Origin of the sequence: Peptoniphilus rhinitidis 1-13 (genome assembly GCF_000246925.1) — a bacterium.
Lineage (GTDB): Bacteria > Bacillota > Clostridia > Tissierellales > Peptoniphilaceae > Peptoniphilus_A > Peptoniphilus_A lacydonensis.
The window spans coordinates 143,168-168,711 of record NZ_BAEW01000001.1 but is presented as its reverse complement, the minus strand read 5'-3'; the positions used below and the strand labels follow the sequence as shown (position 1 = coordinate 168,711).

24 protein-coding genes are annotated in these 25,544 nt (G+C 28.6%); all 24 read right to left on the bottom strand.

Annotation, left to right across the window (positions count from 1 at the left end; all coding sequences use genetic code 11):
• Positions 1–16 precede the first annotated feature (16 nt).
• On the bottom strand, positions 17–1,129 hold the full coding sequence (gene tgt / locus RH95_RS00795) for a tRNA guanosine(34) transglycosylase Tgt (RefSeq protein WP_010242312.1): 1,113 nt from the start codon (positions 1,127–1,129) through the stop codon (positions 17–19).
• A 5-nt stretch (positions 1,130–1,134) separates the two neighbouring features.
• Positions 1,135–2,154 (bottom strand): tRNA preQ1(34) S-adenosylmethionine ribosyltransferase-isomerase QueA, encoded by a 1,020-nt coding sequence (queA, locus tag RH95_RS00790; RefSeq protein WP_010242310.1) that lies wholly within the window; start codon positions 2,152–2,154, stop codon positions 1,135–1,137.
• A 12-nt stretch (positions 2,155–2,166) separates the two neighbouring features.
• On the bottom strand, positions 2,167–3,288 hold the full coding sequence (locus RH95_RS00785; protein ID WP_010242308.1) for a SpoIID/LytB domain-containing protein: 1,122 nt from the start codon (positions 3,286–3,288) through the stop codon (positions 2,167–2,169).
• 1 nt (position 3,289) lies between these two features.
• On the bottom strand, positions 3,290–4,291 hold the full coding sequence (gene ruvB / locus RH95_RS00780; RefSeq protein WP_010242306.1) for a Holliday junction branch migration DNA helicase RuvB: 1,002 nt from the start codon (positions 4,289–4,291) through the stop codon (positions 3,290–3,292).
• Between the two features lie 4 nt (positions 4,292–4,295).
• The gene (gene ruvA / locus RH95_RS00775; RefSeq protein ID WP_010242304.1) at positions 4,296–4,880 is read right to left on the bottom strand and encodes a Holliday junction branch migration protein RuvA; all 585 of its coding nucleotides are present in this window, start codon (positions 4,878–4,880) and stop codon (positions 4,296–4,298) included.
• Positions 4,880–5,374, bottom strand: a complete 495-nt coding sequence (gene ruvC / locus RH95_RS00770) for a crossover junction endodeoxyribonuclease RuvC (RefSeq protein WP_026038547.1) — start codon at positions 5,372–5,374, stop codon at positions 4,880–4,882. Before ruvC ends, ruvA begins: the two co-directional genes overlap by 1 nt.
• A 38-nt stretch (positions 5,375–5,412) precedes the next feature.
• Positions 5,413–6,174, bottom strand: a complete 762-nt coding sequence (locus RH95_RS00765; RefSeq protein ID WP_010242300.1) for a hypothetical protein — start codon at positions 6,172–6,174, stop codon at positions 5,413–5,415.
• 83 nt (positions 6,175–6,257) lie between these two features.
• Positions 6,258–7,253 carry an aspartate--ammonia ligase gene (gene asnA, locus RH95_RS00760; RefSeq protein ID WP_010242298.1) on the bottom strand — a complete coding sequence of 332 codons (996 nt, stop codon included), beginning with the start codon at positions 7,251–7,253 and terminating at the stop codon, positions 6,258–6,260.
• A 56-nt stretch (positions 7,254–7,309) separates the two neighbouring features.
• On the bottom strand, positions 7,310–7,927 hold the full coding sequence (locus tag RH95_RS00755) for a zinc dependent phospholipase C family protein (RefSeq protein WP_174265920.1): 618 nt from the start codon (positions 7,925–7,927) through the stop codon (positions 7,310–7,312).
• A gap of 90 nt (positions 7,928–8,017) precedes the next feature.
• Complete coding sequence (locus tag RH95_RS00750; protein WP_010242295.1) at positions 8,018–9,658, bottom strand: glycosyl hydrolase family 18 protein; 1,641 nt, start codon at positions 9,656–9,658, stop codon at positions 8,018–8,020.
• Between the two features lie 71 nt (positions 9,659–9,729).
• A complete protein-coding gene (gene rplS / locus RH95_RS00745; RefSeq protein ID WP_010242293.1) occupies positions 9,730–10,077 on the bottom strand; it encodes a 50S ribosomal protein L19 in 348 nt (115 codons plus the stop codon).
• Positions 10,064–10,807, bottom strand: a complete 744-nt coding sequence (gene trmD / locus RH95_RS00740) for a tRNA (guanosine(37)-N1)-methyltransferase TrmD (protein WP_010242292.1) — start codon at positions 10,805–10,807, stop codon at positions 10,064–10,066. The genes rplS and trmD overlap by 14 nt, the downstream gene beginning before the upstream one ends.
• Positions 10,804–11,307 (bottom strand): ribosome maturation factor RimM, encoded by a 504-nt coding sequence (gene rimM, locus RH95_RS00735; protein WP_010242291.1) that lies wholly within the window; start codon positions 11,305–11,307, stop codon positions 10,804–10,806. Before rimM ends, trmD begins: the two co-directional genes overlap by 4 nt.
• Positions 11,294–11,527 carry a KH domain-containing protein gene (locus RH95_RS00730; RefSeq protein ID WP_010242290.1) on the bottom strand — a complete coding sequence of 78 codons (234 nt, stop codon included), beginning with the start codon at positions 11,525–11,527 and terminating at the stop codon, positions 11,294–11,296. The genes rimM and RH95_RS00730 overlap by 14 nt, the downstream gene beginning before the upstream one ends.
• A 21-nt stretch (positions 11,528–11,548) precedes the next feature.
• Complete coding sequence (rpsP, locus tag RH95_RS00725) at positions 11,549–11,848, bottom strand: 30S ribosomal protein S16 (protein WP_010242288.1); 300 nt, start codon at positions 11,846–11,848, stop codon at positions 11,549–11,551.
• A 49-nt stretch (positions 11,849–11,897) separates the two neighbouring features.
• Positions 11,898–13,235 carry a signal recognition particle protein gene (ffh, locus tag RH95_RS00720; RefSeq protein ID WP_010242286.1) on the bottom strand — a complete coding sequence of 446 codons (1,338 nt, stop codon included), beginning with the start codon at positions 13,233–13,235 and terminating at the stop codon, positions 11,898–11,900.
• 11 nt (positions 13,236–13,246) lie between these two features.
• The gene (ylxM, locus tag RH95_RS00715) at positions 13,247–13,603 is read right to left on the bottom strand and encodes a YlxM family DNA-binding protein (protein ID WP_010242284.1); all 357 of its coding nucleotides are present in this window, start codon (positions 13,601–13,603) and stop codon (positions 13,247–13,249) included.
• 179 nt (positions 13,604–13,782) lie between these two features.
• Entirely contained in the window at positions 13,783–15,159 is a 1,377-nt protein-coding gene (gene ftsY, locus RH95_RS00710; protein ID WP_010242283.1) for a signal recognition particle-docking protein FtsY, read from the bottom strand.
• A 9-nt stretch (positions 15,160–15,168) separates the two neighbouring features.
• Positions 15,169–18,690 (bottom strand): chromosome segregation protein SMC, encoded by a 3,522-nt coding sequence (gene smc, locus RH95_RS00705; protein WP_010242282.1) that lies wholly within the window; start codon positions 18,688–18,690, stop codon positions 15,169–15,171.
• Positions 18,691–18,694: 4 nt separating this feature from the next.
• Positions 18,695–19,744: an elongator complex protein 3 gene (locus tag RH95_RS00700; protein WP_010242279.1), complete on the bottom strand. Its 1,050-nt coding sequence runs from the start codon at positions 19,742–19,744 to the stop codon at positions 18,695–18,697.
• On the bottom strand, positions 19,737–20,435 hold the full coding sequence (gene rnc / locus RH95_RS00695; protein ID WP_010242277.1) for a ribonuclease III: 699 nt from the start codon (positions 20,433–20,435) through the stop codon (positions 19,737–19,739). Before rnc ends, RH95_RS00700 begins: the two co-directional genes overlap by 8 nt.
• A 4-nt stretch (positions 20,436–20,439) precedes the next feature.
• Entirely contained in the window at positions 20,440–20,667 is a 228-nt protein-coding gene (acpP, locus tag RH95_RS00690; RefSeq protein ID WP_010242275.1) for an acyl carrier protein, read from the bottom strand.
• Entirely contained in the window at positions 20,657–21,649 is a 993-nt protein-coding gene (gene plsX, locus RH95_RS00685; protein WP_010242273.1) for a phosphate acyltransferase PlsX, read from the bottom strand. Before plsX ends, acpP begins: the two co-directional genes overlap by 11 nt.
• A 182-nt stretch (positions 21,650–21,831) precedes the next feature.
• Entirely contained in the window at positions 21,832–25,365 is a 3,534-nt protein-coding gene (gene nifJ, locus RH95_RS00680; protein ID WP_010242271.1) for a pyruvate:ferredoxin (flavodoxin) oxidoreductase, read from the bottom strand.
• Positions 25,366–25,544: the final 179 nt, after the last annotated feature.

Genomic DNA, 25,544 nt, shown 5'->3' with positions numbered 1-25,544 from the left:
AAAACTTCACAAGAAATTATTTGTATCCATATTTTTTGTAAAAATCATTTTTATACTCTAAAAAATAATCTCCCTTTATAGACTCTCTAATATTTTTCATCATATCTAATAAAAAATATAAATTGTGAATTGTCGCAAGCCTCATGCCAAGAATTTCATCTACATTAAATAGATGTCTAATATATGCTTTAGAAAAATTTTTACAAGTGTAGCAATCACATTCTTCATCTAGTGGAGAAAAATCATCTTTATAAATTGCATTTTTAATTGCCATTTTACCCTTATGAGTTAGCACTGTTCCATTTCTTGCAATCCTTGTTGGAAGTACACAATCTGCCATATCAACACCACGTTCAACAGCTTCAAATAAATAATCTGGACTTCCTACTCCCATTAAATATCTAGGCTTGTTTTCTGGCATAAAATTAGTTGTATGATCTAAAATTTCATTCATTAAGTCAATGGGCTCTCCAACTGAAAGTCCTCCGACAGAATATCCCCTAAAATCCATATCAGCCATCTCTCTTGCAGAAATTTCTCTTAAATCTTTATACATTCCACCTTGAATAATTCCAAAAAGAGTTTGATTATCTATGTTTTTATGATGTTCTTTACACCTTTCTGCCCACCTCAGCGTTCTTTTCATAGAATTTTCAATATATTCATAACTAGAAGGATATGGTGCACATTCATCAAATGCCATTATAATGTCTGATCCTAAAATATTTTGTATATCAATTGACTTTTCTGGAGAAATAAACATTTTACTTCCATCAATATGGCTTCTAAAATATACTCCTTCTTCTGTTATTTTTCTATTGTCCGAAAGAGAAAAAACTTGAAATCCTCCTGAATCAGTTAAAATTGGTTTATCCCAATTCATAAATTTATGAAGCCCTCCAGCTTTTTCGATAATTTCAGTACCTGGCCTTAAATATAGATGATAAGTATTTGATAAAATTATTTGTGACCCTATTTTTCTAAGTTCATCAGGTGTCATTGTTTTTACTGTTGCTCTCGTTCCAACAGGCATAAAAATTGGAGTTTCAATTTCTCCATGATTTGTTGTTATCTTACCAAGTCTTGCTTTCGAATTTTTATCTGTCTTTAATAGTTCAAACTTAAACATATAACCTACCTTATAAACATTGCATCTCCAAAACTAAAGAATCTATATCTTTCTTTTACAGCTTTTTTGTATGCATTTAAAATAATTTCTCTAGATGAAAGTGAAGATACTAACATTAAAAGTGTTGATTCTGGCAAATGAAAATTCGTAATAAGTGCATCTACACATTTAAATTTATATGGCGGGTAGATGAAAATATTTGTAAAACCACTTTTTTCGCGAACTTTTCCACTTTCATCTGCAATTGATTCCACTGTCCTTACACTAGTAGTCCCAACTGCTATAACTCTATTTCCTCTTTCTTTTGCAGAATTAATTTTATCTGCAACTTCTTCAGTCATTATATAAAATTCAGAATGCATCTCATGTTCATCAATATTTTCAACTTTTACAGGTCTAAAAGTTCCTAGACCAACATGAAGAGTTATATAACAAATTTCCACACCTTTATTTTTAACTTTATCAAGAAGTTCCTTTGTAAAATGAAGCCCTGCAGTTGGAGCTGCAGCCGATCCTTCTTCCCTTGCATAAACAGTTTGATATCTATTTTTATCTTCTAATTTTTCTGTAATATAAGGTGGAAGTGGCATTTCACCAAGCTCATCTAAAATTTCTTCAAATATTCCATCATATTCAAACTTCAAAAATCTTGAACCATCATCAGATATATCAACTACTTCAGCAGATAATTTGTCGCTAAAAATAATTTCCGTTCCAATTTTTGCTTTTTTGCCAGGTTTAGATAGACATTCCCATACGTCATTTTTTCTATTTAAAAGAAGAAATTCAATTTTTTCTTCTTTATCTTTTCTATGACCATAAATTCTTGCAGGCATTACCTTTGTGTCATTCAAAACTAAAACATCGCCTTCATTTAAATAATCTATTATGTCATAAAAATGTTTGTGCTCCATTTCTCCAGTTTTTTTATTTAAAACAAGGAGCCTAGAGTGATCCCTTCTTTCAGTAGGATGTTGTGCTATTAATTCCCTTGGTAAATCATAATAAAAATCTTTTGTCTTCATTTTGTCCTTCTATCAATTTAATTTTTCAATATTTGTTCCTGGAAAATAAAAATCAATGATTTTTTTGTAATCTTGTCCTTTTTTTGCCATTTCAACTGCCCCATATTGACTCATTCCAACACCATGTCCATATCCATTGCCAGAAACAAGCACTTTATTTCCATCAACCTTTATATCAAAAAGTGTGGATTTTATAATAGTATTCCCAATTTTTTTTCTAAAATCATTTGCTTTTAATTTCACATCACCTTGAGAAGTATTAAAGATAATATTGTCTACTCTTTTTGAATCTTTAAAACTCTCCACATTAACGCTATTTATACCAGATATTCCAAGTTTTTCAAAATCCTTATCCTTTAATTCATATTTCCATGGATGAGTTGAATATGGATCTTCATGTGTTATTAAATAAGGAACAGAATTTCCGCCCCAAGCTTCATCCGATGCCACAGTAAAACCTCCAGAAGATGCACAAAAAATAGTTTCAGCAACCTTTCCATTATATTTTATAACTTCATTTAAAGTAGAATCCACTGCTTTATTTGTTTTTTCATCTTCTACATCTTTTCCAAAGTAAACTTGTGAACTTGTTGTATCGTCTAAATTGTATCCTTTTTTAATAAATTTATTGTAATTATTTATTGCAAAAGATCTTGAGCAAAGGGCTTGTGCTTTTAAAGATTCCATTGGAAACTCTGGGCTCATTTCTTTTGGCAAAACTCCCTTTAAGTAATCATCCATATTCACATTATTTATAATGTCTAATTTCCCATTATTTATTCTAAAGCTAATAGACCCCCTATAACTTCTTTTTATCTTATCAATATAAATTGGTGATTCTGAATTTATCAAGAAAGCTCCATCTTGAGGAAATTTTTTTATTTCAAAATTTTTTCCTTCTACATTAATATCCTTGCCATCAAATAAAATAGTTATTTCTTTATTCTTTGTATCATTTACTATTTGGTCATCAGAAGTTATAATTTTTAAATCAATTAAAGACTTTAACTTCACTTCTTCCTTTGCTTTAACAGAATTCCCTATCTTTATATCTAGTTTGTCATAATTTTCTTTTGCGAAAATATTTAATGGCAATAGTATTAAAAAAATAGTTAAAAATAAAAATTTTTTCATATCAATCTCCTTTATACGCTATACCGAAATGGTCATAAGCTCTTCTAGTGGCTATTCTCCCTCTTGGGGTTCTCGTTATAAAACCTATTTGCATTAAATAAGGCTCATATACATCTTCAACAGTGACCTTATCTTCTCCTATTGCCGCAGAAATAGTATCTATTCCTACTGGTCTTCCATCAAACTTTTCAATCATAGTCAAAATTATCCTTCTGTCTATATTATCAAGACCAAATTTATCAATCTCAAGAAGATTAAGACCTTTAATTGCTACTTTTGTAGTTATAACTCCATTTTCTTTTACTTCTGCATAATCTCTTACTCTTTTTAAAAGTCTATTTGCAATTCTTGGAGTTCCTCGAGATCTCTTTGCTATTTCTCTTGCTCCCTTACTTTCAATAGGTATATTTAAAATATTAGCAGACCTCATAATTATTTCCACTAAAGATTTCTCATCATAAAGATCTAATTTTAACATTACACCAAATCTATCTCGAAGAGGAGAAGTTAGCATTCCAGCTCTAGTAGTTGCACCAATTAACGTAAAAGGTGCGAGATCTAGTCTTATTGATCTTGCAGAGGGGCCTTTACCTATTATTATATCTAGTGCATGGTCTTCCATAGCTGGATATAATATTTCTTCTACAGACTTGTTGAGTCTATGAATTTCATCTATAAATAGAACATCGTCATTATTAAGATTTGTGAGAATACTAGCCAAATCTCCTTGTTTTTCTATTGCAGGTCCTGAAGTAACTTTAAGATTAACTCCCATTTCATTTGCAATAATTCCAGCAAGAGTAGTTTTACCAAGTCCTGGTGGACCACTTAATAATGTATGATCAAGTGGTTCCATTCTATTTTTTGCAGCTTCAATAAAAATTTTTAAATTGTCAACTACTTTTTCTTGACCAATATATTCATCTAGCCATTTTGGCCTTAAACTAATTTCTTTGGTATCGCCATCAATAAAGTCAGGCTCAACTAGTCTATTTTTATCCATAATATCAACCCATCAATTTTAATGCTTCTTTAATTCTTTCAGATATATCAAGAGAAGCATCTACTTTTTCTAATGATTTTTTTGCATCATATACATTATAACCCAATGAAATAAGTGCCTCAACAGCTGGATCCTCATTTTTTTCAAAAATTAAAGACTCATCTTTTTCACATTTGAAACTCAAATCTAACTTTTCAACTTTATCCTTTAATTCCACAATAATTCTTTGTGCAGTTTTTTTTCCCACTCCTGGCAACTTAGTCAAAGACTTTTCATCTTTTGATAAAATATATTTTGCAATATTATCTACATAGTCCCCGTCTAAAATTCCCATAGCAAGTTTTGGTCCAATTCCCGAAACAGTTGTTAGAAGATCAAAAAATTTTCTAGTTTCACTATCTTTAAAACCATATAAAGTAGCTCCATCTTCTCTAAGAATAAACCTTATATTAATAAAAACTTCTTCATTGTCATAAAAAGTATGAAGTTCTCGAGATATCATATTTACAATATATCCAATTTTATTTGATTCTAAGACTAAATATCCATCCTCAATAGAATGAACACTGCCTCTTAAAAATTCAATCATTATACCATCCTAAAACTTTCTTTAAATTTTATAGAACTTCCATGTGTTATTGCTACGGCTAGAGCATCTGCAACATCATCTGGTTTAGGAACTTTATTTAAGTTTAAAATAATTTTAACCATATCTTGAATTTGCGATTTTGTTGCTCTTCCATATCCTACTAAGGCTTGCTTCACTTGAAGAGGAGTATATTCATATAAATTTGCTCCACTTTTTTTTGCTGCTAAAACTTCTACACCTCGAGCTTGTGCGACTGTTATGGCAGTTTTAACATTTTTATTAAAAAATAATTCTTCAAAGGCAATATCTTCTGGTTTATATTGATTTATCAAATCATTCATTTCTTGATAAATCAAATCCAATCTATCTGGTAAAGGTATCTTTGCCTTAGTAGTTATAGCACCATAATCTAGAACCTTATAAGAATTCCCAAAAAGTTCTACAAAGCCATATCCAACAATTGCAATTCCTGGATCAACTCCCATTATTATCAAATTACCACCACTTTAAAAAGGATAGCACAAAACTATCCTCATTTATATCTCTTTATAACTCTATCATTTATTCCATCCCAGAAACCATTTCTAAAAATTCTAAATCCGTTTATGTAAAGAAATTTAAAAATTTTATTATTTAGGATTTCTATCTCACTATCAGTTAAATAGGAATCTAGCTCTTCAATTTGTACGTCATTGTCTTCGCTTTTAAAAACAAGTTGTAAATCAAGATGATCATTAATTTTATTAATTTTATCATCAATTAATCTTTTCTTTACATCTGTAACTGTATTTCTTATAAAAACCCTAATTTGCCTGTCTTTTCTAATTTCTTTAAAGATTAATTTCTTAAAAGATAAAACTTCTTCATTTTTAAATTCATATTGGAAAAGCTTTTTCCTATTATAAAGTTCATCAATAGTTAAATATTTCAAAGCTATCATTTCAAGAGTATTAATATGCTTTTTAGAGTTGAAACCCAACCTATATCCCTCTAAATACAAATAAAGTTCTAATCTATTGACATCATCATGTATTAAACTAGATAAATTTCTAGCAATAAGCTCAATTCCATCTTTTTGTCTGTAAATTTTTATTATATCTTTTCTCAAATTTTCAAGGGTAACATATCTTGGATAAATATTTTCAATAGACTCGTAAATGTTGTAAATATTTAAAAGAATATTTATACTATCCAAATCCCCTTTATATAAGAAATTCGCAATTAGGTATTTTTTTATATCTTTAAAGGCAACAGTTTTTAAAGGTTTTTGATTTAATTTTCGTGCCAATTCCATAAAAAAATCCTCCGATAGTTCGTATAAAAATATTATACTATAACTTCAAGAGGATTTAAATCTAATTTATAAATTTATTAGAATTATAATAACTTTATTTTATTTTCTTTACAAAAATTCAAACTGTTTTCGTCCCAAACCCCAACTTGCACTTCTCCTATATGACTTTTTTCTAAAAAGAACATGCAAATTCTAGATTGGCCTATTCCTCCTCCAATTGTGTAAGGAAGCTTTGCATTTAAAATGTCACTGTGATAAGGCAACTGAAATCTATCAGTAGTATTTGTTTTTTCGCATTGATCCTTTAAAGAGTTTTCATCAACACGAATACCCATACTTGAAACTTCTATTGAGTTTTTTAACACTTCATCCCAAAGTAAAATATCTCCATTTAAATTCCAATCATCATAATCAGGACTTCTATCGTCGTGTGGTTTTCCAGAATTTAACTTATTTCCAATACCCATTATAAAGACAGCACCTTTGTCTTTACAAATCAATTTTTCTCTTTCTTTAGAAGTTTTATCAGGATATAAATCTTCTAATTCCTGAGAAGTTATAAAGAAAATTTCATCTGGTAACTTTTTTGACAAAATATAAGGATAAGTTTGATTTATATACTCTTCTGTCCTTTTGAACACAGAATATATTTCTTTTACAGTTAAAAAAAGATATTCTTTATTCCTATCAGATTTATCAATTATTTTTTCCCAATCCCATTGATCAACATAAGATGAATGAATTTCATCAAGTTCTTCTTCTGCTCTTATGGCATTCATATCAGCATAAATACCTTCATACATATTAAAATCATATTCCTTTAAAGCGTTCCTTTTCCATTTTGCCAAGGATTGTACAATTTCAACATTTATGCCATATTGTCTAAGATTGAAATCAACTGCTTTTTCTCCATTTAAATTGTCATTTAGGCCTGTTTCTGGTCTTACAAAAAGTGGTGCAGAAACTCTTTGAAGGTTTAAAGTATTTGCCAAATCTCTTTGGAAATAATCCTTTACAGATTTTATTGCTATCTGAGTTTCTCTAAGGTCTAATTCTGTCGCACTCGAATTGTTTCTCATCTTTTTCCTCCATAATTTTAAAAAAACTTTCACCCATAATGGATGAAAGAATTTTATCAAATAAATTGTATATCTAATTCCTCGCCGTAATCAAGTATTGATTCTATTACTAAAAGCGAAATATTTGTAGACAAATTTAATGCAAAGTTTAAATCATTATCAAAACTATGATTTGAACTTTTATATTCTTTTATTACCTCAACTAAATAATTCTTTATTTTGAGTTCTAATTTTTGGTCTATATTTGCAAAGAAATTAATATTTTCGGATTTAATTGTATCAATAAAATGTTCTTCTAAATACTTATTCTCTCTTGCATAAATAGCTAAATCTTGTTCATATTTGACATGTTTTCTAAAATTATCTACAAAAGTCATTCTATAAGCATGAGGATAACAAACAAAATCACATAGATAATGCATAATTATCCCAAGTTTTTTACTGATATAATTAATAAATAATTTACTTTCATTTCCTTCAGAATATGAGTACCTTGAAAAATAAATTAATTTACTTATTTCCCTTGCAATATAATCTCCAGACTCATCAAAATAATGTCTTTTAGTTTTATAATAAGGGAGCACATCAGGAGCTATTGAACCCCAAAGCATTTTTTCTAAATTTAAATTAATTTCGTATTTCTCTTTTATTCTATCGTGAACAATTTTTGCCACAATTTTGTGTGTATCAGGTAAAATTTTAAACACATCCTATTAAAAATATTGTTAAATACATCTTAATTCTATACTTATAAAGCGAAATTGTCAATTTTTATTTGTTTTATCTAATTCTTTTGATATTACATCCCAAATATTATTAGTTTCAAATCCAAGTCTCCAACTTCCAACTCCAGCTAAATTATATTTATTTACCAAAGAAACTTTTTTCTCAATAGAATTTGCATCTTCAATCCAAATTTTATAAGTTGAACCATTTTCTTCATATTCAATATAATTTTGTTGAGATTCCTTATCCCATGTTGGTTTTAAATCTTTTGAAGCAATTAAATTTGCCACATCATCCATAGAAATTGTTTTAGATGTAACTTTTCCACCACTCTCTTTCCAAAGTCTAGTGTAAAGAGGAACGCCTAAAATCATTTTTTTGTTAGGAATATTTTTGAATAAAACATTTATACTACCTTCAACCCATTTATATTGAGCAACTGATCCTGATTCATCTGATGAAGCCCAATGTTGATCATAAGCCATTACAACAATATAGTCAGAAATTTCTGAAAGGGCTTTTCTATCATATGGCTCTTTAGTCACATCAGAAGATATTTGTGGTGTAACATCAACGGTAATTATAAAATTATCTCCAGCACTTTCTCTTAATTCCTCTACAAAAGCTGTTATATTATCTCTATCATCTACATAGGTATGTTCGAAGTCTATATTGATTCCTTTCATATTATATTTATTACAAAGTTCTAAAGTTTTATTTATAATCTTTTTTCTAGTTTCTTTGTTTGACAAAGCCTTATGGGTTATATCTGGGTCAAAAGAATTATCAAGGTATGCCCAAACATCTACTCCCATCTCATTATATTTCTTAATATAATTTTGATTTCCTCTGTCAATCATATCCCCATTTTCATTCCTTATAGAGAACCATGTAGGGATAATCACATCAAGTCCATTTATATTTTTTATACTTTCAATTTTTTTATCAGAATGTTCTGCATAAGTATAATCCCAAGTTAAATTGATTAAATCTGTTGAAATATTTTTATTTGATGTTTTTAAAACTTTTTTTTCAAAATTTTCATCTACATCTTCCTTTGATACATAACCAACATAACCTTCTACCATTCTAACTTTATAAGAATTTCCTTTTTCACCATAAACATATAGTTCTTCTTTTTCAGGTAGTTTTTTTATTATAGGACTTCTCTTAGAACTGTCTTCTCTAAGAAGAGTTTCTTTTTTAGTCTTAGTTAAATTATATTCTTTATCTTTATAATCCAATAATAGAAGTCTAATATCTTTGTTGTATCTTAGATTAACATCGTAATCATATATAAATGCTTCAATTGGAAGCATAATTTTGCCATTTTTTTTGATAACAGGAGATCTCAAATCAATCTCTCCATTATTAAATTTTGCCTTGTATTCATTTATTTTTAAAATTTTATTAGCATGATCGTTTTTAAGTTTTACTTCATCTGTTGATTTATCATAGCTAATATTTTTATCTAAATATTTTTTAATATAGTCGTAAGAAAGATAAATCATTCCATCTTCAATGCAGAAATCATCTTTGTCTATATCTCTATCTTCTGTTATAAAATTAAAGTCATCGTATTTTGTGGAAATTTTAGTAGTTCCTCTATTTTCAACAAATAAAAAAGCACCTACCGCCAAAATTAAGATCAAAAAAATTCCTAGAAAAAGTTTTTTCATAAATATCACCCTTTTTTTTAATTATTTGTTCAAAATAAAAGATACTAAAAATAGGACTTAAAGTCCCATTCTCAGTAATTATTTCTTTCTTTAACTTTTGCAGCCTTACCTTGTCTATCTCTAAGATAGTAGAGTTTAGCACGTCTTACACTACCTTTTCTTGTAACAACAAGATCCGCAATTCTTGGAGAATTAAGAAGGAAAGTTCTTTCAACTCCAATTCCGTAAGAAATTCTTCTAACTGTAAAAGTTTTTCTTGAACCTTTACCTTGAATTTTTAATACAGTACCATCAAAAACTTGAACTCTTTGTCTTTCGCCTTCAATGATTTTGTAGTGAACACTTACAGTATCTCCAACATTAAATTTTGGTAAATTTTCATTTATTTGTTCATTTTCAATAGCTTTAATATAATCCATTGTATTTACCTCCTTCCAATAAATCTTTTAATATATCTTTTTCTTCATCATTTAAGTTTTTATTTTCTAATAAATCTGGCCTTTTCTGTAAAGTATTTTTTATAGATTCAATAAGTCTATATTTTCTAATTTTCTCATGATCTCCACTTAAAAGAATATCCGGGACAGTAAGCCCTCTAAATTCTTTAGGTCTAGTGTATTGTGGATGTTCCAATAATCCATTGTAGTGAGATTCATCTTTAAAAGATTCATCACTAGAAAGAACTCCATCTAATAATCTAGATACTCCATCTATTACAACCATAGATGCCAATTCTCCACCAGTTAATACATAATCTCCAATAGAAATTTCTTCATCAACATAATTTTCAATAACCCTATTGTCTATTCCTTCATAATGACCATTTAAAAGTATTATATGTTCTTCTTCTTTTAACTCTTTTAATTTTTGCTGAGTTAAAACTTTTCCCTGTGGCGACATATAATAAACTTTAGAATTATTCTCTTTTACAGATTCTATTGCTTCTACTATTGGTTTTACTTGCATTAACATACCAGGTCCACCACCATAGGGATAATCATCAACTTGAAGATACTTATTTATAGCAAAATCTCTTATATCAACCGTTTCAAGATCTAATTTTCCTTCTCCAATGGCTCTTCCTACAATAGAAAAATCTCTAATGTGATTAATGAAATCTGGAAATAATGTCAAAACACTAATCTTCACAAAATCATTCCTTCTATTAACTTTATAGTTATTGTGGAATCTATTTTTTTAACAAATTCTTTAACTGCAGGTATCTGATAAATTTCTTTATCATCACTTTCAATTAAAAAAATGTCATTAGCTGGATATTCAAGAACATTTTTCAAAACTCCAATATAATTTTTATCAGTATCATAAACCTTTTTTCCAATTATATCAGAAATGTAGTACTGATCTTTTTTTAAAGTTAGTCTATCTTTATCATTAATGTAAATTTCACTACCCTTTAAATTTAAAACTTCATTTATATCTTCATAGCCCTCAAAGGTTATATAAATAAAATTATTTATCCGAGCTTTTTTTATATAAAATTCTTCTAAATTATCCCCAACATAAACATTTTTTAACTTTAAAAATCTTTTGTTATCAAAAGTATAAGGTTCAACTTTAAGTTCTCCCTTTATGCCATGAGTGTTTATAATTTTACCAATACAGGTAATTGAATCTTTAATATTCTTCAATTTCTAAATTAACCTTTACATTTTCTTTAAGTGAAACAGCCTTTATAATTGCTCTAATTGCCTTTGCAATTCTACCTTGTTTACCAATAATTTTTCCCATATCACTTGATGCTACTTTAAGTGTAATGTTAATAACATCACCATTTTCTTCACTTTTTACATCAACTGAAGAAGGATCATCAACTAAAGATTTAGCAATATATTCAATTAATTCAACCATTTTGGTCCTCCAAACATACTGTTATTCAGTAGCTTCTGATTCACTTGTTCCTGTTGTATTTTTAGAATTTTCATTTGAACTATAAACTGAATTTTCTCTAAAAAGTCTATCAACTGTATCAGTAGGCTTTGCACCATTTTTAATCCAATTATTAGCCTTTTCTGCATCTACAACAACTTTCTTAGGAGAAGTTAGCGGATTATAATAACCAATCTCCTCAATGAACTTTCCATCTCTAGGGCTTCTAGAGTCTGCTACAACTATTCTATAAAAGGGTTTTTTCTTAGCACCCATTCTTCTTAATCTAATTTTAACTGACAAATTATTCACCTCCAAAATAAAATTTATATATTAAAATATATAAGCTACTTTAAAAGGAAAAAGGTAGTTTAAACTTTCTTCTTCCCATATTTTTAGACATGTTACTAAATTGTTTCATCATTTTTCTCATATCTTTAAACTGTTTAATAAGTTTGTTGACATCTGCTGGACTAGTTCCAGAACCTTTTGCAATTCTTTTTCTTCTTGAAGAGTCAATTATTTCAGGCTTTAACCTTTCTTTCTTAGTCATAGAAAGAATTATAGCTTCAACCTTTGCAAACTCATTTTCAGGAAGATTTATATTTTTTAAAGCTTTGTTGTCAACTCCTGGAATCATTCCAATAATATCTTCAAGAGGTCCCATATTTTTCATTTGTTGCATTTGATCTAAGAAATCCTCAAAAGTAAAAGTTGACTTTCTCAACTTTTCCTCAAGTTCTTTAGCCTTTTTATCATCAACTGCATTTTGTGCTTTTTCGATTAGGGAAAGCACATCTCCCATTCCAAGTATTCTGGATGCCATTCTATCTGGATGAAAGACTTCTATATTATCCATCTTTTCTCCACTGGCAATAAACTTAATTGGAACATCTGTAACTGACCTAATTGATAGTGCCGCACCACCTCTTGCATCTCCATCAAGTTTAGTAAGTATTACACCAGTAAGCTTTAGCATATCGTCAAAAGTGTCTGCAACATTAACTGCATCTTGACCAGTCATTGCATCAAGAACAAGAAGAACTTCTGAAGGATTTATTTCCTCATGAATATCTTGAAGTTCCTTCATTAATTTTTCGTCTATGTGAAGTCTACCTGCGGTATCAATGATAACTACATCATTTCCATTTTTCTTTGCATGTTCTAGTGCTGCTTTAGAAATGTCCACAGGAGAAATTTTATCTCCCATAGTAAAAACTGGAGTGTCTACTGATTTACCAACAACTTGTAACTGCTTTATGGCAGCTGGTCTGTAAACATCACAAGCCACTAAAAGAGGTCTTTTTCCATCTTTTTTTAATTTATTTGCAAGTTTACCACTAGTTGTGGTTTTACCTGCTCCTTGAAGACCACACATCATAATAACTGTCGTTTTTTTAGAAAGATCCAATTTGACTTCATTTGTTCCCATTAAGTTTGTGAGTTCTTCATTTACAATTTTTATAACTTGTTGGCCTGGAGTTAAAGATTCTAAAACTTCTTTTCCCAAAGCTCTTTCTTTTACAGTTTTTACAAAATCCTTTACAACTTTAAAATTAACATCAGCTTCAAGAAGAGCAAGTTTCACTTCTCGCATAGCTGCGTCAATATCTTTCTCGGTTAACTTTCCTTTGCCTGTCAAGTTTTTTAAAGTATTTTGCAATTTATCGGATAAACTTTCGAATACCAAAAATCCACCTCCTAGTCAATAAGTATTTCTTTAAGTTCTTTAATTTTTAAGATATTATTTTTTGTTAAAGAATCCTCTTCAATACTTTCTAAAATAGTTTCAATTTTTTTTCTTTTTATTTCTTTATTTTCTTCTTCTGTCTTAGAATTTTTTATTAATTGAAGTTTCTCTTCAAATTCTTCTAAATTATTCTCAGCTCTTTTTAGATTGTCAAATACTGCTTGTTTAGAAATGTTTAACTCATCTGATATTTCATTTATAGTACAATCATAAATATAGTACATATAAGCAGCTTTCTTTTGCTTTTCTGTAAGAAGATTTCCATAAAAATCAAGTAAGCTGTTCATCCTAAAAAATTTTTCATCCATTTATATCACCATTTTTCTAGCGAGGTCAACCTTTTTACTTGACCTATATTATTTTAACTAATAGATTTTAATATGTCAACAAATTTTTTAATTATTTCTTAACCGATTTTATTACTAATAACTAAAAAAAGTAGGCATCAAAACCTACTTATAATAATTTTTAAATTTTATTTTTATAATCAACTAAAAATTGTTTCTAAGAAATTATCAATGTCAAAATCTTGCAAATCGTCAATTCCTTCTCCCACTCCTATTAATTTTATCGGAATATTAAGTTCTGATTGAAGTGCAATTACAACTCCACCTTTAGCAGTGCCATCAAGTTTAGTGAGTGCAATTCCAGTTATGTCTGTCACTTCTTTAAAAGTTTTTGCTTGATTAATTGCGTTTTGTCCTGTAGTTGAGTCTAAGACTAATAAATTTTCACGATTCGCTTCAGGAAATTTATTTGAAATAATTCTATTAATTTTTTCGAGCTCCTTCATTAGATTAGATTTATTGTGAAGTCTACCAGCAGTATCTACAATTAACACATCAGTACTCCTAGCCTTGGCTGCTTCAATAGCATCAAATACAACAGATGCAGGGTCAGAGCCTTCATCATGACTTATAACATCTACATTCGCTCTATTGCCCCATTCTCTTAGTTGATCAATAGCAGCTGCTCTAAAAGTATCCGCCGCACATACTAATACAGATTTATTTTCACTTTTAAATCTTGCAGAAAGTTTTCCAATAGTTGTTGTTTTTCCTACGCCATTAACTCCTACTACTAAAATTATAACAGGTGGGTCTGTATTTATAGGAGTATTGAGTTCTGGGTTCATAAGTTTCTTAGCTTCTTGCATTAAAAGTGGTTTAACTTCCTCTGGGTCGTTAATCTTTTCCCTTATAATAGTTTCACGAAGATTATCAATTAATTTCATCGTGGTTTCCATACCAACATCAGCTGAAATTAAAATATCTTCCAAATCTTCCAACATTTCATCATCAATTTTTACATAAGAGCCAATTACAGTATTTATTTTTATTCCGACTTCTTTTCTAGTTTTATCTAATCCCTCTTTTAATCTTTGGAATAAAGAAGTCTTTTTCGGTTCTTCTTTTTCTTTTATCTCTTCACTATTATCTTCTTTAATAAAATCTGTATTTTTATCTAAATTCTCTTCTTCACTTGTTGTTTCTTTATCTTCTAGATTTTTATCTTCAATAGCTTCATCTTTGTTCTCTAAATTTTCTTCTTGAGTTTCTTTTTCTTCTTTTATATTATCTTCTTTAGTAGAATTTTCTTCATTTACTACTTGTTCTTCATCTTTTTCAATTTCATCAGTTATTAAGTCCTTCTCATTACTTTCTGATGTTTTAAAATTTTCGTCATTCTCTTTTTTTAATTCATCCTTATCTTCTAATTCAGAATTCTCGCCATTTCCCTCTAAAGGATCATCTATTTTTATTTTCTCGATACTCTCTTCTACATTTTCCTCTAAATTATCATTTTCTGCATTTTCTTTTTTATCTTCTTGTTTCTTTAATTTATCCTTTAACCACTCAAACATTTTTTTCTCCTAATCTTTTAATTTCACAGAATATAATTTACTTATTCCTTTTTCTTCCATTGTAACACCATACATAGTATTTGCAATCTCCATTGTCAATTTTCTATGAGTAATAATTATAAATTGAATATCCTCTAAGGTAAGAAGATAATCAGCATATCTCTTAATATTCGCATCATCTAAAGCTGCGTCAATTTCATCGAGAATACAAAAAGAAGCTGGTCTATATTTTAAAAGTGCAAACAAAAGTGCCACCGCTGTTAAAGATCTTTCTCCACCTGACAATAAAGAAAGTGATTGCAGCCTTTTGCCAGGAGGAGAAGCTTTAATTTCAATACCAGAACTTAAAACATCTCCTTCAATACTTATCTCTGCACGTCCCCCATTAAATAGAATCTTAAAAATTTCTGTAAACTTATTTGAAATTTCTTCCATTGCTTCATTAAATATTTTTTTCATTTCAATATCTAATTTGCCAAGTATTGATTTTATTTCTTCTTTTGAATTTATTAAATCATCTCTTTGAGAAGCATAAAAGTCTAATCTCTCTTTTACAAGTTTATACTCATCAATGGAAGAAATATTTACTTCTCCATAATCTCTCACTTTCTTCTTTAGCTTTTTTATAGAACTTTCGGAGATATCTTCTAAACTTTCATCTATAAAATCGTGATAATCGCAGATATTGTATTCATCATTAAGCCTTTCAATTTCATTAGATATTTTATTTTTATTAACATCTATTTTAAGAGTTAGCTTTTCTATTTCAGAATTCAGAGTAACAGACCTTTCTTTTAAATCGCTTAAAACATCTTTGTTCTCAAAATAAATTTTATTATTTTTCTCCAAAAAATCTTTATTATCACTAATTTTAAATTTTAAATCTTCAATATTTTTGGTTATTTTTTGTAAAGTTATACAGTTTTTTTCATGTAATATATTTTTTTCATAAATGGCCTTATTTTTTTCTTCTAAAAGGTCAAAATTATTTTTTAACCTTTTTTCTGTATTTTCTATTTCAAAACTTATTCTTTCTATTTCTTTTATATTATAGACTAACTTTTCACTATTTTCTTTCTCTACTAATTGAATTTCAACTTTCTCATTATTTAGATTGTCCAATTTTTCTGAAAGTTCCTTTAATCTCGTACTATTATCAACTTCTTTTTCCATTTCATTTAAAATCAGATTTTTTTTATTAATCTCTGATTCATTGTATTCCAAATTAGAAATATCTATTTTTATATTATCCTCTAAATCTAGCTTTTCCTTTTCATATTTATCTAAATAATTAGTATTTAAGTTTCTATCATTTTTATTTTTATATAAATTCTTTTCAATTTCATTAATTTTAAAAATATACGAATTCTTTCTTTCAATAAAAGAATCCTTTGAAATATTTAAATCTTTAATTTCTTTTTCTAAATCTAATTTTTCCTTTTCAAGTTTTGAAACTTCTTTCAAAATTTTTTTCTTTTTTTCTTGTAGATCGTTAATTTCATTTTTACGCAAAATAAAGCTACTATTATAATTATTTAAACTACCACCAGTGATTGCTCCAGATGGATTGAAAACCTCTCCCTTTAATGTTACAACTTTTAATTTATATTTTTTAGAAATTAGAGTAGCGTTTTTAAAATTATCTACAATCAACACTCTTCCCAATAAATTATAAAAGATATCTTTAAACACTTTATCAAAAACAATTAAATTACAAGCCACTCCAATAATTCCTTCATCTTTATAGTTAATATTTATTTTATTGCCCACGACCCTATCTAAAGGTAAAAAAGTAGCCCTTCCCATTTTATTTTTTTCTAAAACTCTTAACATTTCAGACGTTTCACTTGTCGAAGATACAATAATATTTTGAGACATGGAACCTAGTGCCACAGAAATTGCCTTTTCATACCTTTTTTCAACATTAAATTTTTCAGCAACAGGTCCATACAAAGAGGCCGTGAATATATTATTTTTTGAAGTGAAATTCATAAAAGATTTTACAGTTCTGTTATATCCTTCATAATTAGACTCCATATTTTCGAGAATTTTTAATCTAGCAATAATTTCATTTGCACTATTTTTTCTTTCATTAATATATTCATCTTGTTTTTTTAATTTTTCTTGTAAATTTTCTAATTTTTCGTCTATATTTTTATAATCTAAATTTTCTTTTTCTAAACTGTTCCTTAAACTTTCTATTTCAGAAGAATCCTTTGAAATAATTTCTATAAATTCATTTTCATTTTTCCTAAAATTTTCAATACTTTTTTCTAAACTAATTTTTCTATTATTTTTTTCTTCTATTATGTCCTTTAAAGTTTGATTTTTAAAATCCAAATTTTCGATCTCATTTTTTAATTTATTTTTATTTTCAAAATTTAAATTTCCAATCTCTTCTAAATTTTTTAATTCATATTCTAATTCTTTTATTACTTTAATCTTTTCAGTAAGATTATCCGCTATTTTTTTCTTTTCACAATTTAGATCTTTCTCATTAATTTCTAAATGTTCAATATTTTCTTTATATTCTGAAAGAATTCCTTGTAAACTTTCTATTTCTATTTGAATTCTTTCCACATCTCTTTTAAGGGAATTAACTTTTTCATTTTCTAAATTAATCTTTAAATTTAATTCTTCATACTCCCCTTTGTAATTATTAAATCTCTCATTTAAATTATCATTTTCCACAGAAATGTCAGAAATTTTTTCTTTTGATTTTCTTAAATCTTCTGTTAATACCTCCCTTTTATTCAAAACTTCTTTAAATTCTTCTTTTAATATATCAATACTTTTTTCTAGTTCTCTTATCTGAATCTCTCTTTTATCAATATCTTTACAAGCCAGGTTTATATCTTGAACTCTTAAAAGTTCATAATCTTTTAAATAAGATTTAGCTTTATCAGATTGTGCTTTTAAATTTTTTTCCTGCATTTTAATTTCAGATAAAATATCTTCTATCCTTATTAAATTTTCTTCAGTTTTTAAAAGTTTATTAGTAGATTCAATCTTTTTATATTTGTATTTTGAAATTCCTGCCGCTTCTTCAAAAATATTTCTTCTGTCCTCTGGCTTTGAACTTAAAACAGATTCAATTTTTCCTTGACCTATTACTGAATAGCCATCTTTTCCAATTCCAGTGTCCATAAAAAGTTCTTTTATGTCTTTCAATCTGCACTTTTTATTATTAATTAAAAATTCACTTTCAAGAGATCTATACATCCTTCGAGTTACAGAAACTTCATTGTATGGAAGATTTAGAGATTTATCACTATTGTCGAAAACTATTGTGACTTCAGCCATTCCAAGTGGTTTTTTTGTATCTGTACCAGAAAAAATAACATCTTCCATTTTATTTCCTCTTAGATTTTTTACAGAAGTTTCTCCAAGAACCCAAGTTATTGCATCCGTTATATTACTTTTCCCACTCCCATTTGGTCCTACAATAGCTGTCGTCGTCTTATCTAATTCAATTTTAGTTCTATTTGCAAAAGATTTAAATCCTTGCATTGTAACTGCTTTTAAAAACATCCACTCACCTATAATAATTTCTTATATCGATAACTTCTTTATACATTGCCTCTATTTGTACTTCAAAATTCCCTAAACCTTTTTCTCTTAAATTCAATTTTTTTATATTTAAATTGGAACATATTTCTTTTTTATTCTTTGATTTCTGTCCACTAATATTCGATATATTTTTCCCATTTGCATAAATATAAATTTCATCACTTAAATTTTTTGATTCTTTAAAATAATTTAGAAGTCCCTTCTTAAAGTAAAAAGATTCTACTAATTGTCTGTATGCAGGGTGAAAAGCCCCTGCTACAATATCCCCATCATAATTAATATTATCTGTCGGTTGGAGTCCAACTCTAATAACATTAATATTATTTTTATAATAAATATTAAGTAAATCAGATACGAATTTTATAGACTCATCTAAATCTAAAGATTTATAATCTCCACTCCTCAAGCTATTATAAAGTTTTGTTTCCTTTATAACAAGAGTTGGGTAAATTCTAACACAATAGGGCTTAAGTTTTACAAATTCTTTTGCCGTATAAATTGATTTCTCTAAATTATCTCCTGGTAAACCAACCATCTGTTGTAGACCAAGTAAAAATCCATATTCTTTAATTAAACTTGCCGAATCATAAACACAATTTACATCATGGCCCCTATTAGAAAGTTTTAAAACATCGCTATCCAAACTTTGGACCCCAAGTTCAACAATATCAACTCCATATTTTTTTAAATTTAATAAAATCTTATCATCTATTGCATCTGGTCTTGTGGACAGCCTTATGTATTTTACAAAACCATTTTTCTTATATTTGCAAGCAACTTGCAAAAATTCAGATTGTTTTTCTAATGGAATTGCAGTAAAACTTCCACCATAAAAAGCAACTTCTACATTATCTTTCCTTTTAAAATAAGAAAGATATTCCAAAATAGTCTTTTCAACGTCACTATTTGAAATATCTGTAGATACTCCTGTAATTTTTCTTTGATTGCAAAAAACACAGTCATTAGGGCATCCATAATGTGGGATAAAAATTGATATAATATTTCTTTTAGACAATTTTATCCATCCCCTTAAATGCTTCCTTTGCCGCCTCTTGCTGAGACTCCTTTTTCGTTTTGCCTTTACCTTTGCCTACTAAAACTTCATCTAAAAATAATTCAGTATAAAAAGTTTTATTATTATCAGGTCCTTCTTCTCTAACTAATTTATATTCTACTTTCTTCCCAGATTTTTGAACTTTTTCTTGTAATTTAGTTTTAAAATCTATATTAAAAAGTTTGTATCTATCTTTTTCTAAAAATTCTTGAAATAAATATAAAACTATTCTTTTTGCTTCATTAAAATTTGAGTCCAAATAAATTGCACCTATCAAAGCTTCCAATGCATCAGCAGAAGTTGATTCTCTCATTCTTCCACCATTTTTAATCTCACCTTTGCCAAACCTAATAGAATCTCCAAGATTTAAATTCTTAGATATAAAAAAAAGGACCTTTTCATTTACAGAATCCGCTCTCATTTTACTCAATGAACCTTCTAAATCTTTTGGATAATTGATATAAAAATATTCTCCAATTATAAGTCCTAAAACTGCATCTCCAAGATACTCTAGCCTTTCATTACTTTCATAAGGTTTCATATTATTCTCGTTTACATAAGAGCTATGAGTTAGTGCTTTTTTTAATAATTTTATATCTTTAAACTTATAATTTAATTTCTTTTCGAGAAGTTCTAAATTAGTAAAAGACATGAAATCACTGTTCCAAATCTTCTACATAATCAATTACATCTCCAACAGTTTTTAACTTGTCAAGATCATCTTCAGAAACTTCAGTATCAAACTCTTCTTCAATAGTCATTACAAGTTCTACAAGTTCAATTGAATCAGCATTTAAATCATCTTGAAAGTTCATATCTTCATCAAGTTCATTTACATCCATATTAAATTGTTCAGCAATGATTTCTAAAATTTTATCTTTCATTTTTTTCCACCTTCTCTTTAATTTTTTTTACTATATTAGATTCTACTATATCTATCGCATATTTTGCAGCATTTTTTATCGCTTCACTATTAGAATTACCATGAGCTTTTATTATACTTCCATCGATACCCAAAAGAAGAGTTCCACCAACTTTTTTTGCATCTAAATCTTTAAAACTACTCATTAAATTTTTATTTAATTTATTTTTGATTTCATTATCAAAATTAGATTTTTCAATAGTTTGTAAAATATTTTTTATGGAAAACTCCACAACTCCTTCAATAGATTTTAACAAAATATTTCCATCAAATCCATCACAAACTACAAGATCTAAATCATTATTTGTGATGTTTCGTGCTTCAATATTTCCAACAAAATTTAACTCGGAATTTTTTAATTCTTCAAATGTTTCTTTTGATAAACTATTGCCTTTTCCTTCCTCAGTCCCAACGTTTAAAAGACCAACCTTAGGACTTTCAATTTTATAATACTCCCTTAAAAATATATCTCCAAGCATTGCAAATTCTTTTAATAAATCTGCATCAGTATCCATATTTGCACCCGAATCAATTATCATAGTGTTGGATTTTAATCCTGGAATTACAGTTGGAAGAACTGCTCTTTTTATTCCCTTAATCCTTCCAACAATAAAAATTCCTCCTGCAAGTAGAGCACCAGTACTACCTGCAGAAATTATTGCATCAGCTTTTTTAGATTTCAATAATTCCATTGACTTTACAATAGAAGAATCTTTTTTTCTTCTAAGAGCAAAGGCAGGATCTTCATTATTTTCTATATTTTCTTTTGCATCAACTATTTCTATTTTATTTCTATCGTAATTTAGTTCACTTAGATTTTCACTTATAAAATCTTCTCGTCCAACTAATATTACTTCAACATTAAATTCATTAGAAGCTTCAATCGCTCCTCTTATAATTTCAGACTTATTATCTCCGCCATTTATATCAAATATTAATTTCATTCCTACCTCCCACAGCTATTTTAATATATCTCATAGAATTAAAAAAATCAATATTTATAATTTAAAAATAATAAATAAGAAAATATTTGATATTATTAAAATTTAAAATGACTTTTTAATTAATCTAAAAAAAATCTCGCCTAGTTTCCCAAGCGAGATAAATCATTCTTTTTATTTATAAATTATTCTTCTTCTGAGAGAGTTAAATAATTTTCATATCTTTCTTTAGCATTTTCTTCTGCCACTTCATAAAGTTTTTCTGCTCTTTCAGGGAATAACTTTTTAAGTGAAGTATATCTTACTTCTCCATCAAGGAAATCCCTAAATGATTTTGTAGGTTCTTTAGAATCTAAAATAAATGGATTCTTTCCTTGTGCTTTAAGCTCTGGATTAAATCTATATAAATGCCAATAACCAGTTTCGACAGCTTTCTTTTCTTCTTCAATAGAGAATCCCATACCAACTCTAATTCCGTGGTTTATACATGGTGCGTAGGCAATTATTAATGATGGTCCATCATAAGCTTCTGCCTCTTTAATTGCTTTAAATGCTTGAGCTTTGTCTGCACCAAGAGCAATTTGAGCAACATATACATATCCATAAGTTGTCGCCATTAACCCAAGATCTTTCTTCTTAGTTAATTTACCAGCCGCTGCAAATTGTGCAATGGCAGCAGTAGGAGTAGACTTAGAAGCTTGTCCACCAGTGTTTGAATAAACTTCTGTATCAAGAACTAAAACATTAATATCTTCTCCAGATGCCAAAACATGGTCAAGTCCACCATATCCAATGTCATAGGCCCATCCATCTCCACCAATAATCCATTGGCTCTTCTTAATTAAGAATCTTTCAAGACCTTGTAATGTATCAATTATTTCGTCAGCTTTATCATTTCCAAATTTTTTGTCAAGAACCTTAAGAACTTTTGCACTTGCTGCCTTTGAAGTCTTGTAATCATCTTTTCCTTCGATCCAAGCTTTAAATGCTTCATTTGCATCATTATCTACATTAAGTTCAATAAATTCATTCATTAGTTTTTCAATTCTATCTCTTGTTTGACCTTGAGATATCGCCATTCCATATCCATATTCAGCATTATCTTCAAATAATGAATTTGCCCAAGATGGTCCATTTCCACATTCATCTGTACAATATGGCATTGAAGGAGCAGATCCACCCCAAATTGAAGAGCATCCTGTTGCATTAGCAATACTCATTCTATCTCCAAATAATTGAGTTACAAGTTTTACATAAGGTGTTTCTCCACAACCTGCACATGCTCCAGAAAATTCAAGATATGGAGTTTGGAATTGACTGTTTTTAAAATTGTTAGGTTCGATATTTTCTTCCTTAGATTTTATATTTTCAGATGCATATTCCCAATTAACTGCTTGTGTGTCAATTTCATCTTCATAAGGACTCATAACTAAAGCTTTTTCTTTAGCTGGACAAACTTGAGCACAATTTCCACATCCAGTACAATCTAATGGAGAAATTTGAATTCTATATTCATAATCTTCAAATCCCTTGCCATTTGCTTTTTTAGTTTCAAAACTTTCAGGTGCATTTTTCTTTTCATCTTTATCGACTAAGAAAGGTCTAATTACAGCATGAGGACAAACAAGTGAACATTGGTTACACTCTATACAATTTTCAATCTTCCAGTGAGGAACATTTACTGCAATACCTCTCTTTTCATAACGACTTGTTCCAGCTGGAAATGTTCCATCTGGCATATCAACAAACGCAGATACAGGAAGATCATTTCCCTCTTGTCTATTCATTGGAATAAGCATATTATTAATAAATTCTGGTGCTCCATTTATATTGAAATCTCTAGTTGTGTCTGAATCCTTCCAAGAATCTTTTACTTCGATTTTCTTTATGGCATCAATTCCACGATCAACGGCATCATAGTTCATTCTAACTATGTCATCACCTTTTGCACCATAATCTTTTACAATTGCTTCTTTTAAAAGTTTTACTGCTTGATCAATTGGAAGCACTTGAGAAAGATTAAAAAATGCTGCTTGCATTACCATATTAGTTCTTCCACCAAGCCCAACTTCTGCTGCAATTTTTGTAGCATTAATTGTATAAAATTCAATTTCATTATCAGCGATATATTTCTTCATATATCCTGGTAGATGCTCGTCAAGTTCATCTTCATCCCAAATAGTATTTAGTAAGAACTTTCCACCTTTTTTAAGACCTCTAAGTAGGTCATAAGAATATACATAGGATTGTTTTGAGCAAGAAATAAAATCAGTTTCAGTTAATAGATAAGTTGACGTAATCTTATTTTTACCAAATCTCAAGTGAGACATTGTGACTCCGCCAGATTTCTTAGAGTCATAGTCAAAATAACCTTGAGCATACATATCTGTATTATCACCTATAATTTTTATCGCTGATTTATTTGCTCCAACTGTACCATCAGATCCAAATCCCCAAAATTTACATCTGATAGTTCCTTCTGGTTCAGTTGTAATAGTTTCTTTAATTGGAAGTGATTTGTTAGTTACATCATCTACAATTCCAATTGTAAAATCATTTTTAGGGTTTTCGTCTTTAAGATTATCAAATACTGAAAGAATATCTGTTGGATTAGTATCTTTCGAACCCAATCCATAAATTCCTCCAACTATAAGTGGCTTTTTGTCAGATTCATAAAAAGCATCTCTTATATCTAAATATAGAGGTTGTCCCACTGCTCCTTTTTCCTTAGTTCTATCAAGAACAGCAATTCTTTCCACTGTTTTTGGAATTGCTTCCATTAAGTGTTTAATAGAAAAAGGTCTGTAAAGATGAACTTTTATAAGACCAGTTTTTTCTCCTTTTGCATTTAAATAATCTACAACTTCTTCAATAGTTTCTGTTACTGAACCCATTGCTACAATAATATCTGTGGCATCTTTAGCTCCATAATAATTAAATAAATTATACTCTCTTCCTGTTAATTTAGAGATATCTTTCATATAGCCTTCTGTCACATCAATTATGTCTGTGTAATAATTATTTGAAGCTTCTACTTCTTGAAAATAAATATCAGGATTTTGTGCAGTACCCCTAACTTTAGGTCCATTAGGATTTAGAGCTCTTTCTTTAAATTCTTTTACTGCATCTTTATCAACTAATTTTTCTAAATCATCATAATTAAGTACTTCTATTTTTTGAACTTCATGAGATGTTCTAAATCCATCAAAAAAATGAAGAAAAGGAACTCTTCCTTTAATTGAGGATAAATGAGCAACTCCTGCCAAGTCCATTGATTCTTGAACTGAACCTGATGCTAAAAGAGCAAATCCTGAAGCTCTTGCTGCCATAACATCTTGATGATCTCCAAAGATTGAAAGTGCATGAGATGCTAATGCTCTTGCTGCTACATGGAACACACCAGGAAGCAATTCTCCAGCTATCTTATACATGTTAGGTAACATAAGTAATAAACCTTGAGAAGCTGTGTAAGTTGATGTAAGTGATCCAGCTTGAAGTGCTCCGTGAACAGCTCCTGCAGCTCCCCCTTCTGATTGTAACTCCTTAACCATTACTTCTTGTCCAAAAATATTTTTTCTTCCATGAGAAGCCCAAGCATCAATGTGTTCGGCCATTGGTGAAGATGGAGTTATGGGATAGATACAAGCAACATCAGAAAAGGCATAAGCCACATGAGCGGCTGCTTCATTACCATCCATAGTTTTAAATGTTTTTGACATATTAGCCTCCTATTATTAATAATATAAATATAAATTAATCATACTGTTTATATTATATGACTTTATTTAATAAATTTCAATAATATTGTTAATAAACATTGTTTGAATATTTGAAAATAGCGAACTACGAAAGGCGTTTCATATAATGGAATGCAAATTTTGAATAAATTTATTTTATA